Annotated in this window: 17 protein-coding genes and 1 pseudogene; 17 read left to right on the top strand and 1 reads right to left on the bottom strand. The window is 48.8% G+C overall.

Annotated elements, in window-relative coordinates; genetic code table 11:
- The first annotated feature begins 3 nt into the window (after positions 1–3).
- The 3 genes and pseudogenes from SYN7509_RS0206240 to SYN7509_RS28315 all read left to right on the top strand — a co-directional run.
- Entirely contained in the window at positions 4–633 is a 630-nt protein-coding gene (locus tag SYN7509_RS0206240; RefSeq protein WP_009634540.1) for a response regulator, read from the top strand.
- Positions 634–965: 332 nt separating this feature from the next.
- On the top strand, positions 966–1,913 hold the full coding sequence (locus SYN7509_RS0206235) for a DUF5996 family protein (RefSeq protein ID WP_009634541.1): 948 nt from the start codon (positions 966–968) through the stop codon (positions 1,911–1,913).
- A gap of 37 nt (positions 1,914–1,950) precedes the next feature.
- A pseudogene (locus SYN7509_RS28315) lies at positions 1,951–2,067 on the top strand (LuxR C-terminal-related transcriptional regulator); the annotation flags it as partial.
- A gap of 45 nt (positions 2,068–2,112) precedes the next feature.
- On the opposite strand, the gene SYN7509_RS0206230 reads toward SYN7509_RS28315, so the two are convergent.
- Positions 2,113–2,655: a PadR family transcriptional regulator gene (locus SYN7509_RS0206230; RefSeq protein WP_028954142.1), complete on the bottom strand. Its 543-nt coding sequence runs from the start codon at positions 2,653–2,655 to the stop codon at positions 2,113–2,115.
- A 124-nt stretch (positions 2,656–2,779) separates the two neighbouring features.
- Between SYN7509_RS0206230 and SYN7509_RS0206225 the strand changes: the two genes are divergently transcribed.
- From SYN7509_RS0206225 to SYN7509_RS0206160, 14 genes are all read left to right on the top strand, one after another.
- A complete protein-coding gene (locus tag SYN7509_RS0206225; RefSeq protein WP_009634543.1) occupies positions 2,780–3,673 on the top strand; it encodes a pirin family protein in 894 nt (297 codons plus the stop codon).
- Complete coding sequence (locus tag SYN7509_RS0206220; protein WP_009634544.1) at positions 3,666–4,082, top strand: hypothetical protein; 417 nt, start codon at positions 3,666–3,668, stop codon at positions 4,080–4,082. Before SYN7509_RS0206225 ends, SYN7509_RS0206220 begins: the two co-directional genes overlap by 8 nt.
- Before the next feature lie 419 nt (positions 4,083–4,501).
- Positions 4,502–5,059, top strand: coding sequence for a DsbA family protein (locus SYN7509_RS0206215; RefSeq protein WP_009634545.1), 558 nt, complete (start codon positions 4,502–4,504; stop codon positions 5,057–5,059).
- 47 nt (positions 5,060–5,106) lie between these two features.
- Complete coding sequence (locus SYN7509_RS29100) at positions 5,107–5,727, top strand: LuxR C-terminal-related transcriptional regulator (RefSeq protein ID WP_009634546.1); 621 nt, start codon at positions 5,107–5,109, stop codon at positions 5,725–5,727.
- The gene (locus tag SYN7509_RS0206205) at positions 5,615–6,511 is read left to right on the top strand and encodes an alpha/beta fold hydrolase (protein ID WP_028954141.1); all 897 of its coding nucleotides are present in this window, start codon (positions 5,615–5,617) and stop codon (positions 6,509–6,511) included. The genes SYN7509_RS29100 and SYN7509_RS0206205 overlap by 113 nt, the downstream gene beginning before the upstream one ends.
- 57 nt (positions 6,512–6,568) lie before the next feature.
- Positions 6,569–7,243 carry a glutathione S-transferase family protein gene (locus tag SYN7509_RS0206200; protein WP_009634548.1) on the top strand — a complete coding sequence of 225 codons (675 nt, stop codon included), beginning with the start codon at positions 6,569–6,571 and terminating at the stop codon, positions 7,241–7,243.
- Positions 7,244–7,441: 198 nt separating this feature from the next.
- Positions 7,442–8,278, top strand: a complete 837-nt coding sequence (locus tag SYN7509_RS0206195; protein ID WP_009634549.1) for an alpha/beta fold hydrolase — start codon at positions 7,442–7,444, stop codon at positions 8,276–8,278.
- Positions 8,279–8,423: 145 nt separating this feature from the next.
- Complete coding sequence (locus SYN7509_RS25280; RefSeq protein ID WP_009634550.1) at positions 8,424–9,002, top strand: ester cyclase; 579 nt, start codon at positions 8,424–8,426, stop codon at positions 9,000–9,002.
- 33 nt (positions 9,003–9,035) lie between these two features.
- Positions 9,036–9,761 (top strand): alpha/beta fold hydrolase, encoded by a 726-nt coding sequence (locus tag SYN7509_RS0206185; protein ID WP_009634551.1) that lies wholly within the window; start codon positions 9,036–9,038, stop codon positions 9,759–9,761.
- A 104-nt stretch (positions 9,762–9,865) separates the two neighbouring features.
- Positions 9,866–10,240, top strand: a complete 375-nt coding sequence (locus SYN7509_RS0206180) for a nuclear transport factor 2 family protein (protein WP_009634552.1) — start codon at positions 9,866–9,868, stop codon at positions 10,238–10,240.
- Between the two features lie 60 nt (positions 10,241–10,300).
- Positions 10,301–10,513 (top strand): SDR family NAD(P)-dependent oxidoreductase, encoded by a 213-nt coding sequence (locus SYN7509_RS25275; RefSeq protein ID WP_009634553.1) that lies wholly within the window; start codon positions 10,301–10,303, stop codon positions 10,511–10,513.
- Positions 10,500–10,892 (top strand): RidA family protein, encoded by a 393-nt coding sequence (locus SYN7509_RS0206170; protein ID WP_009634554.1) that lies wholly within the window; start codon positions 10,500–10,502, stop codon positions 10,890–10,892. Before SYN7509_RS25275 ends, SYN7509_RS0206170 begins: the two co-directional genes overlap by 14 nt.
- 157 nt (positions 10,893–11,049) lie before the next feature.
- The gene (locus tag SYN7509_RS0206165; RefSeq protein ID WP_009634555.1) at positions 11,050–11,805 is read left to right on the top strand and encodes a glucose 1-dehydrogenase; all 756 of its coding nucleotides are present in this window, start codon (positions 11,050–11,052) and stop codon (positions 11,803–11,805) included.
- A 90-nt stretch (positions 11,806–11,895) separates the two neighbouring features.
- A complete protein-coding gene (locus SYN7509_RS0206160) occupies positions 11,896–12,219 on the top strand; it encodes a putative quinol monooxygenase (protein WP_009634556.1) in 324 nt (107 codons plus the stop codon).
- Positions 12,220–12,222 lie beyond the last annotated feature (3 nt).

Raw genomic sequence — 12,222 nt, 5'->3', positions numbered from 1 at the left:
ACGATGAGCCAAGCCACAACAATTCGGGTTCTGATTGCGGACGATCATGCCATTTTTCGGCAAGGATTAGCCACGATTATTAATCGTGACCCAGATATGCAGGTAATTGCCCAAGCTGAAAATGGAGAACAAGCGATCGCATTATATGAGGAACACCAACCGGATGTCACGCTGATGGATCTGCGAATGCCTAAATTAGGGGGAGTTGCCGCTATCGGTGCAATTTGTGCGATCGCTAAATCTGCTCGGATTATTGTACTGACCACCTATGATAGTGACGAAGATATCTATCGGGGATTGCACTCAGGCGCAAAAGGATATCTGTTGAAAGACACTGAACCGGATGAGCTTCTAAATGCTATTCGTACCGTTCATCGGGGTCAAAAGTATATTCCGCCTGATGTGGGAGCAAAGTTGGTACAGCGCCTCAGCAATCCAGAACTGAGTGAAAGAGAACTAGAGGTACTCCGCTCACTGGCGCAGGGGATGAGTAATGCTGATATTGCGGCTGCTTTGAGTATCGGTGAAGGCACTGTCAAATCTCATGTCAATCGGATTTTGAATAAGTTAGATGTCAGCGATCGCACCCAAGCTGTAATTGTTGCCGTTAAACGCGGCATTGTCAGTTTGTAGGCTGTACTTTCGATCGAGTTCGGATTCTAACTTGAGTTATAACCAGCCTTCTACTCCAAGATAGCATGGTCGATCTATCAGTTTATACTGCAAAAGTTTTAACTTGCTGTAGACGACGACTTGGAGGCGATCGCCTATATTGAATTTATACAGATAAGCTAAAAGACACTTAATTTGCACAAGAAAGGAGCTAAAGCCCATGAGGCAAGCTTTTTAAAGGTGTAATTTGAACGTCCATTAGCTTAGATATGCAGTGATATGTAGTCAACTTAGAACAGAGCCTAGACTCTCTTTCCATTTCCCACAATATTTTCCTCACATGGAGGCTTCTTATGGTAGTTTCTGCTCAAGGTACTTCCGTTGACATTATTTGGCCCAGTTTACCGCTTGCCGCCTGGCAGGATACCTATGCAACTCTCCATCTATGGACACAAATTATTGGCAAAATTCGGTTGGCACTAGCGCCTAAACTCAATCACTGGTGGCAGTCTACTCTTTATGTAACGCCGCGTGGTCTAACAACCGCTTCAATCCCTTATGAAAATCGAAGCTTTCAGATCAGTTTTGATTTTCTCGATCATCAATTGCAGATTGACACCAGTGACGGCATGACTAAACAAATTGCACTGGTTCCTCGCTCCGTTGCAGATTTTTACCAGACTGTTATGGCCGCACTGAGTGAAATGGGCATCGAAGTCCGAATCTGGATGATGCCGCAGGAAATAGCAGAGCCGCTCCTGTTCGCCCAAGACGACCAACACGCCTCTTATGATCCTGATTATGCACAACGATTCTGGCGAATTCTCGTGCAAGTCGATCGGGTCATGAACCTGTTTCGTTCCCGGTTTATTGGTAAATCCAGCCCTGTGCATTTCTTCTGGGGGAGTTTTGATCACGCTGTGACTCGTTTTTCTGGTCGTCGTGCGCCAGAGCATCCAGGGGGAGTCCCAAATATGGCAGATTGGGTGACACGGGAAGCTTACTCGCACGAAGTCAGTAGTTGTGGCTTTTGGCCGGGGGGTGGGTCAGTTGTAGACCCTATTTTTTATGCGTATGCTTACCCTGCGCCGGAGGGGTTTCAGGATTACTTGATCGCACCCAAGGAAGCATTTTACAGCTCAGAGATGCAAGAGTTTGTCCTGCCTTATGAAGCCGTTAGGCAGGCTAGCGACCCAGATGCGATGATTCTTGCTTTTTTTCAAAGCACCTATGAAGCAGCAGCAAATTTAGGACATTGGGATCGGGATGCACTGGAGCATACCCCACTTCTACAGGGGTAGACAATGCTTGAATTTTTGTTGACTTTCCATCGCAATTTATTTTGGTGAAGGCACGGTTAAATCCCATGTCAATCGGATTTTGAATAAATTCGATGTGAGCGATCGCACCCAGGCTGTGATTGTTGCCGTTAAACTTGGCATTGTCAGTTTGTAGGCTGTACTTTCGATCGAGTTCGGATTCTAACTTAGAAGAAAGAATTTACGTTGATTGGCTAGGGATTGCTGCGATCGCCTTTTCCAACCAATCTAAATAAGTCTGTTCCCGTTGCTTCACTAAGTCCAAAACCAGTCGATGCAGTTTTTGTTCGCGCGATGCAGTCGGATTACTCAAAGATAGAGCCTCGATTTCCTCACACTGGGCTAGCTTTTCTTGCCGTGCTTCCAGTTCCTGCTCTAGCAGATACACGATCGCCTCGTTAGGCAACTGAGCCGCAAAATAGAGTTGCACCAGCAACGGCTCTCGCAACACGGGCAACGGATGATGCGTCTGAAGCCAGTGGGTTAACTCTGCTTCACCTGCTTCAGTAATCCGGTAAACCTTGCGATTGGGGCGATCGTGCTGAATCTCGACGGTACAGGTAATCCACGCCTGTGACTCCAGTTTGTCTAAAGTCCGATAAATCTGTGCCTGATCTGCTTGCCACAGATGGGAAATGCAATCGTCAAAACACTTGGTTTTGAGGTCGTAGCCTGTCCACTCCTGTTGTTGGAGCAGACCCAGAATCACATGGGCAAGAGACATAGGCGGTTTACCGAACGAACAGGGAGGACAAGCCCAACCCATGGAATTTATATACTTCTATGTTAATATATGATTAATCATATATGGGACAAGTTTTATAAACTGTCTGCTTGGAGGCAACTGTATGACAACTCAAACTCAAACACTCCGAACCGTTGCTGGAATCATTAATAGTGTAGAAACGCTTGAAGGAGCAGGCTTCCTGGTGCGTCGTCCCTTTCCCAAGAGTAGCTTTTCCGAGTTTGACCCCTTTCTCCTCCTCGATGAATTGGGTCCCGTGAATCTGAAGTCCGGTCAAGCAAAGGGCGCACCAGATCATCCCCATCGTGGCTTTGAAATCGTCAGCTACGTCCTGGATGGACGGCTGGAACACAAGGACTCGGTCGGTCATGCCGGACTGCTCAATCCCGGTGATGTGCAGTGGATGACCGCTGGGGCAGGCGTAGTGCATTCCGAAATGCCAGAAGCTGAGTTTACCCGCACGGGTGGGCGACTGCACGGCATTCAACTCTGGGTCAACTTGCCGCAGCAGGACAAGATGATTGCTCCTCGCTATCAGGAAATTCCATCAGCGCAGATTCCGGTGGCTCAGACCAAAGATGGGTCCGTGACAGTGCGCGCGATTGCGGGAGCAGCGTTGGGGGCGAAAGCGGCGATTGAAACCCGCACCCCGATTATCTACCTGCACTTCACGCTACAACCGGGAGCAAGCATTGTTCAACCAGTACCGAAAGAGTACAACGCCTTTATCTATGTCCTCGATGGGTCTGGTTTGTTTGGCACTGAGCAGAAACGGGGTGAGGATGGGCAAATGGTAATTTTTGCACCGGATGGTGAGGAAGTGGCGATCGCCAATCCTGCGGATGCCACCCAACCCCTCGATCTACTGCTGATTGCTGGAGTGCCGCTGAATGAACCTGTGGTGCGCTATGGTCCCTTTGTGATGAACACTGAAGCCGAAATACTGCAAGCGATCGACGATTACCAAAATGGAAGGATGGGACATATTCATGCTTAACACGCTTCAACACCGCATTACCCAACATCAACTGTTGACCGATATACGCATCAAGCTATTGCATTTGCATAAAGTGTTGTTGGATACAGAGCGTATTCGTTACGAACAAGTGCGCGGACAGGTCTCTAATGGTGAATTGCTGCAACTGGCGATCGATGGCGATCAATTTGCCTGGTTGCATCGCCTCTCAGAATTGATTGTGCAAATTGATGAGTTAATCCACTCTGATGAGCCTGTCACCTCCGAGGCGATCGCTGCTCTCATTGCTGATGTTCGGGTTCTACTCACACCTGATGAAGCTGGAAATGACTTTGCTGTGAAGTATGATGCGGCGTTTCAACGCAACCCCGATGTGGTGTTAGCTCATGCTGATTTGGTCACACTGCTAGCGACTAAAGTTCAACTATAAATTGAGCAGTTCGTCCAGATTAAATTTAATCTGGACGAACTGCTTTTATGTATTGTATTTACCAATCGTAAGCATTCGCCGCGTGTTCAGGTATTTATTGATTTCCTAATTCAGCGATTTGGGAATCCGCCCTATTAGGAGAAAAATGTTTGACTGATGATACTACCTACTCTGATAGTCACTACAAACCGATGTACTCTCAAACAAATCAGTGTACCCGATTTAACTTAAGTTATAGCCAACCTTCTACTCCGCGATGGAATAGTTATTCTATCAATTTGTACTGTAAAAAATTTAACTCACTGTAGACGACGGCTTAAAGGCGATCGCCTATATTGAATTTATAGCAAACAGTTATGCAGGCAATGAACCCACGCAAGTAAATTGCAAGGTTCTATGCTTGATGCAGATATAGAAAAATGAACGACGATCGTAGCCATAGTTCCTTACTTGTACCACCTTCAACCCAAGATTGGATGCAAGGTGTGCTGAGTGCCAAGGTCGTGCTGGTGATGTATGGAGACTATCAAGACTCCAAAAGTGCGGACGTTTACAAGCTGATTAAAGCGATCAAACGAGAGCTTAGTGCTTTTTTTGGAGAGGATTATTTATGCTTTATCTTCCGTCATTTTCCGCAAGCACAGACTCATCCTCATGCTCAACGGGCAGCCCAAGCCGCCCAAGCTGCTGCTGCCCAAGGACAGTTTTGGTTAATGCACGATACTTTATTTGCCCATCAACAAAAGTTGGAGAATGGTTATCTAGTTGAGTACGCCAATGATTTAGGGCTTGATATCCCTCAATTTCTCAAAGAGTTGGCTAAACAAGTGCATTTTGATCGTATCAACGAATATATCGAAGGCGGAATACAGAGTGGAGTAACGACTGCCCCAGCCCTATTTATCAATGGAAATTGGTATGTCGGGCACTGGAACATGACGGAGTTGATGGCAGCCATTATTGCTGCAAGTTACTAAGCTCCCCAACCTTTGTTCGCCATTCATGCTTGACTGAGGACAATTTTATGACATCCAGTCCACGATCGACCAAAGATAATTTTAAGCAATCGAGGTTTTCAACTCAGACTTATTTTCCCATGGTTCTCTCTTTTAATCATGCCCTTGTTACGGTTGCCCAAGAGGTCGTTGAGCGGCTCCAACAAGCCTATCCTCCTCCATCTGATGACAATAACTCGGTTGAAGCAATCGTGATTCCCGCAGTTGATTCAGACTTGAGGCAAATGATTCTCGCTGAATCACTCACAGACCGGGAACTGGAGGTGTTGCAATTGATTGTTGATGGAGATAACAGTATCGCGATCGCTCGGAAGCTTAATATTTCTGTGAAGGCGGCAAAAACTCATATTCACAACATTGGAGGAGGTGGCGGCAACCGTTTGCTTCCTTGCAGGTTCAGATGCTGGCTACATCAGCGGCGGTGTAGTGGATGTGTCTGGCAGATTCCAAATCTGAGCGCCGAAGCTCAGGCTGAAGCAGATCAAAACTTTTACACGTGCAATCAAAGGAAAAGATATGAAAGTACGCTACGGGTTTCGACAGGTCGGCGACATCGAAGTGTTCTACCGCGAGGCTGGGTCAAGCGATGCGCCAGTGATACTGCTGTTGCACGGCTTTCCAACCGCTAGCCATATGTTCCGCGACCTGATCCCTCTCCTTACTGATCGCTTTCGGCTCGTCGCGCCGGATCTGCCTGGTTTCGGACAGACCAAGGCACCGCCGCGCGGGACGTTTGACTACACGTTCGACCACCTTGCCGACGTGATCGAGGGCTTCACCGCTGCTTTGTCGCTCGATCAATACGTACTCTACATCTTCGACTATGGTGCGCCGGTCGGTCTACGTCTGGCGATGCGCCATCCTGAACGGATATCTGCGATCATCTCGCAGAACGGCAACGCTTACCTTGAGGGTTTCAGTGACGAATGGGGACCGTGGGAAACCTATTGGCGCGAACCGAGCGCAGCGAACCGGGAAGCCTGCCGACCATCGCTCGCACCGGACACAATTCGGAACTGGCAGTATGGCACCGGAGCCGATCCAAACCTTTTGTCGCCCGACGGCTACGAACTCGACATCGCCTACATGGGGCAGCCAGGTGCGGAGGAGATCCAGCTCGATCTGATCCTCGACTACCGCAGCAACGTCGCGCTCTATCCGGCCTTCCAGTCCTACTTTCGCGAACACCGTCCGCCGCTTCTCGCCGTCTGGGGCCGTCATGATCCGGCGTTTCAGCCCGCTGGCGCTGCCGCTTATCAACGAGATATCCCGGATGCAGAGATTCATCTGCTCGACGCCGGACATTTCGCGTTGGAGACTCATGCGGAGGAGGTGGCAACTTTGATCCGCGCGTTCCTCGACAGCACGATCGGTTCCACGCTGCGTCTTGAAGGTGATTGCACAAGAATCTGACAAAACACCCTAAGAATCTGAAAGAAACCGAGCATTAAAAGTCATTAGACCCAAACTATGAAAATAGCAGGTAAGAAGCAAAAACACATTCTTCGCGATCAGGGACATTCGATGAAACTCTATCATATGCCCGGTGCCTGTTCGCTGGCTGATCTCATCGTTCTTGAATGGATTGGTGTGCCGCACGAAATTGTCAGGATGAGTCTTGAAAGCATCAAGTCACCAGACTACCTCACCATTAACGCGGATGGCACGGTGCCGTTGCTGGATCACGGCGACTTTTCACTCACCGAAAACGTAGCTATCCTCGGTTATCTCGCCGACCTATATCCGGAGGCGCGGCTGCTTGGCGACGGCACACCGCACGATCGTGCTGAGGTAATGCGCTGGCTCGGCTTCCTCAATTCCGACGTACACATGACGTTCAAGCCGATCTTCACGCCGACCCGTTTCCTGCAAGACCAAGCTTTCGCAGGCGCGATCGCAGATACCGCCCGCATCCGCGTACGCACATACCTTGAACGGCTCAATACCCGACTCGACGGACGAAACTGGCTCACTGGCGAACGATCGATTGCCGATCCCTACCTGTTCGTCATTCTACGCTGGGCGATTAACACTCAGGTCGGACTACAAGGCTTTGAGAACCTGTCACGATTTGTAGACCACATGAATCTCGATGCTGGTGTGCGTGCCGCGCTGGCTACCGAAGCAGAATTAAAGCCATCTTAGAGGCGGCAAACGCGGCAAACGCGCTCAGGCAACTATGAAGGATTCTTGTCATTCTGAACCAATGATACGCAATGGATGCTTGCCCCATCTTGAAGTCTGCTTAACGCAGCATTGTTAAGACGGTGATCGATCGCTGCATAACAATTGTGATGCAACAGACAAAAACACATCATCAATTTACAATGGAGAAACCTCGTCATGCCTTACATTACCATTGGTCAAGAAAACTCTGCAAACATCGATCTCTACTACGAAGATATTGGGACAGGTCAACCGATTGTACTGATTCATGGATTTCCATTGAACGGACATTCCTGGGAGAAGCAGGTTTTAGTTTTACTGAACGCAGGATATCGAGTAATTACCTACGATCGCAGAGGATTTGGTGCTTCTAGCCAACCCTCGTTTGGCTATGACTACGATACCTTTGCAGCAGATTTGAACGTGCTGATGACCAAACTTAACTTGCATAATGCTGTGCTGGTCGGTTTCTCAATGGGGACGGGTGAAGTCACGCGCTATCTTGGCAAATATGGCTCAGAGCGTGTGCAGAAAGCTGTGCTGATGGCTCCAGTGCCGCCCTTCTTGCTAAAGACCGATGATAATCCCGAAGGCGTTGATCAAAGCGTTTTTGATGGCATTATGAAAGAGGTCGTTGAAGATCGTCCAGCTTACTTTTCTGAATTTTTCAAAGCGTTCTTCAATGTGGATGTGTTGCTTGGCGATCGCATTAGCAATGAGGCAATTCAAGCCAGTTGGAATGTTGCCGTAGGTGCATCTGCCAAGGGAACGTTGGATTGTGTACCGTCCTGGCTGACTGATTTCCGCGATGATCTGCCCCACATTGACGTACCAACCCTGATCATTCATGGCGATGCCGATCGCATTTTGCCGCTTGAGTCCACCGCAGCAAGACTTCCAAAGCTAATTAAAAATAGTCAACTTGTTGTTATTCCTGGCGGGCCGCACGCCATTAACTGGACTCACGCCGATCGGGTCAATCCCGTGTTACTGGACTTTCTTCAGCAGGAATAATTAGTGACCTGCGATCGCTCAAATCGGAAACAGTATAAAGCGGAAATATTTAGATAAGAATCTGACAAATCATCGTAAGAATCTGAAAGAAGTTAAGCATTGGAACTGAATAAACTCTAGATAGATAGAACCAGGAGAATATAACATGGTCAACAAACAAACTGTAGACGAACAAGCAAATAGAAAGGCAAGCACCAACCTGACACCAGCCCAGGAGTTTTTGCAAGAACTCTGGGAAGAGCATTTGGGGTACGAGTTTGACACTCACAACACTGAAGATACCCTCGCTACGATGGTTGAAGATGCTTACGTTAACCACATCCCGGTAATGACTGGGGGAGTCGGGAAACCAGCACTGCGCGAGTTTTATTCCAAATACCTCATTCCACAGATCCCGCCAGACACCGAGCTAACTCCGATCTCGCGCACGATTGGAAACGATCGCCTCGTAGATGAAATGGTGATTAAATTCACTCATACCGTTCAAATAGATTGGATGCTACCTGGTATTGCTCCGACAGGGAAAAGGATTGAAGTGGCAGTGGTAGCGATTGTTCAGTTCTGTGACGACAAGCTAGCCCACGAACACATCTACTGGGATCAGGCGAGTGTCTTGGTTCAACTTGGCTTACTCGATCCTGCTACGCTTCCCGTTGTAGGCGTTGACAGCGCGCGTAAGGCACTCGAACCGAACTTGCCCTCAAACGCACTAATCGATCGCTAAGTGCGATCGCGACTAAATAATAGGAGTTATCCAATGTCAATTTTTGTCTTAGTTCATGGCTCCTGGCATGATGGTTCTGCTTGGAAACCAGTCATTGACCAGCTAGAAGCTAAAGGACATCTAGCTTTTGCTCCTACGATCGCTGGACACGGGAAAGGCGCGAACAAAAACGTTAACCATGCTCAATGTACACAATCGATCGTCGATTACATCCTTGATAAAGACTTAACCGATATTGTCCTATTAGGACATAGTTTCGGCGGGACAATTATTGCGAAAGTTGCCGAAGCAATTCCTCATCGCATTAAACGGCTCATCTTCTTCGATGCCTTTGTTCTCAACGATGGAGAGAGCCTTAGAGATAACGTTCCACCGCATCTTCAAGCATTACTCGACGAGCTAGTTAGAGAATCAAACGATCGGACGGTGATGCTACCTTTTGAGATGTGGCGAGAAGTGTTTATCGACGACGCTGACCTTGAACTGGCTCAATCGAGTTACGCACAACTATCCCCTGAACCCTACCAACCGTGGATTGACAAGCTGGACTTGAAGCAGTTTTACTCGCTGCCCATCCCTAAAAGTTACCTCTACTGCACAGAAGACAACGTTCTGCCTCAAGGCGAGTGGGGATGGCATCCCAAAATGTCCAGTCGCTTAGGGCAATTTCGGTTCGTGCAAATGCCTGGTAGCCATGAGGTGATGTTTTCTAACCCGGTTGGTTTAGCCGAAAAGATTATTGCGTCAGGACGGGACTAGCAACAGGATGGTTTCATCACAAAACAAACGAGTTGCCGTTCTTTGAGAAGTAGAAAAATAGCTTGAATACCGTTGAGTGACTCAATCTACAACACGGAGAAATTATGGAAACTAGACAAATCGTCGTCATAGAGCGCCTGCAACAAGCACAGAACGCACAAGACCTGGAAGCACTTTTAGCCTGCTTTTCGCCTAACTTTCAGGGCAATCATCCACTTCATCCTGAGAGAGGTTTTCAGGGAATTGAGGGTGTCCGTAAAAATTGGTCTGCCATGTTCCACGATATTCCAGACTTTCACTCAGAGTTGCTCCGTTTGGCAGTTGAGGGTGATACGGCTTGGGCTGAGTGGTACTGGTTTGGCACCCATCGCGATCGCACACGGTTTGGGATGCGCGGAGTCATCATTTTTGGCATCCAAGCCGATCGAATTGAGTGGTCACGCTTGTATATGGAACCTGTGTCAGAGAGTAGCGAATAATCTGATGCATCGAGATTCATGTTTGAGATGAATGTAAACAACTAGTTTCAGGAAAACACTATGTCACAAAAACTCTTAGGAAAAGTTGCGCTTGTCACTGGCGGAACTTCAGGAATTGGTCGTGCAACTGCGATCGCTTATGCCCAACAACAAGCAAAGGTGGTAGTGGTTGGTCGTCGAATTGATGAAGGTGAAGAAACTGTAAAAAATGCAAAAACCGAACACCGCTTTCCAGCGACCTACAACAGGAGCATTCTATATGACCCAGCGTGACGCCGTTTTCCCCGCCGGTCGGCATGACCTCTACACGTTACAGACCTATTCCGCAGCGATCAGATCAGGTGACCTCCTGTTCGTGTCCGGTCAGGTCGGCAGTCGCAGCGATGGCTCGCCCGATCCGGACTTTGAGGCTCAGGTCCGCCTGGCATTCTCCAATCTCGAGGCGACCCTGCAAGCGGGTGGATGCGGGCTTGACGATATCGTCGACGTGACGACCTTTCATACCGATCCCGAGAAGCAGTTCGGCACGGTCATGATCGTTAAAAGCGAAGTCTTCCCGGAAGCGCCTTATCCGAATTGGACGGCGATCGGCGTCAACTGGCTCGGGGGGTTCGACTTCGAGATCAAGGTCATCGCCCGTATTCCAGGCTGAATTTATCAGGCGGAGCGGGCGGCGGAATAACCCGACACTGCACTCGACCGACCCGGCATTTGTCATCAGGGCGAAGCGATTCGCGGGCTTATTAGTAATTGGTAAGTAAATTGCCGATTTGACATCACATTAGTAATCACATACCCAGTAAAACACTATGTCACAAAAACTCTCAGGAAAAGTTGCGCTTGTCACTGGTGGCACCAGCGGTATTGGGCTTGCCACAGCCAAGCGATTCGTTGCCGAAGGTGCCTATGTCTTTATCACGGGTCGTCGTCAGACTGAACTTGATGCGGCTGAAAGCGAGATTGGCAAGAACGTTATGGGCATTCAGAGCGATGTCTCCAATCTGGCAGACCTCGATCGCCTGTTCGCCAAGATCGAGCAAGCGCAAGGACACCTCGATGTAGTCTTCGCCAATGCTGGCGGTGGAGAAGTCGTCCCACTTGGCTCGATTACCGAAGAACACTTTGATAAAACATTCAACACCAATGTCAAGGGTCTACTTTTCACTGTGCAGAAGGCACTGCCACTGATGCCAGAGAGTGCTTCCATCATCCTGAATGCCTCAACTACTTCCATCCTGGGTACCCCGGCTTTCAGCGTATATAGTGCCACCAAAGCTGCCGTGCGATCGTTTGCCCGCAACTGGATACTCGACCTCAAAGACCGCCAGATTCGAGTGAATGCGGTTAGCCCTGGTGTCATTCCGACTCCCGCTTACAGTAGTCTCTTTGGACTAAGTGAAGAGCAGATGAAAGAATTTGTGAAGAGCCAAGCCAACAATATCCCATTGGGACGAGTTGGCACGCCCGATGAGATCGCCAAAGCCGTTGTCTTTCTGGCTTCAGATGACAGCAGCTTTGTAAACGGTATTGAGCTATTCGTCGATGGTGGCATGGCACAAATCTAAGATCGCTTCCTAGTTAAAAAGCACTACGCGATCGCGTGTAAAAGTCCATCTATAAACTTCCCATCGAACAGAGTCGAAGGAGAAACACACGTGCCACAGGAAAAGATGCCACAAGTCTCTGATAAAGAACTGATGATGAGTAACACGCTCATGATTCAGCCTGAGTACCGCGAGGACTTCTTGATGGAACTCCGGGAGATATTGCCTCAAGCCCGCCGTTTGGAAGCGTGCATCTCACTTGAGGTCGGTGAGGTCGCCGATCAGCCTGGGATGTTTGTGCTGTCCGAGCGCTGGCGTAACGGAAACGAGTACCTAAACGAGATCCTGCAACTACCCTTCTACCAGAGGTACCTGGAACGCAGCGAACCATTCTATGCAGTTCCGCGAGCAGTTTTCGTCCTCACGTCAATCTAAATG

The organism is Synechocystis sp. PCC 7509 (assembly GCF_000332075.2).
Taxonomy (GTDB): Bacteria; Cyanobacteriota; Cyanobacteriia; order Cyanobacteriales; family Chroococcidiopsidaceae; genus Aliterella.
This window is presented reverse-complemented; position numbering and strand designations above follow the sequence as displayed.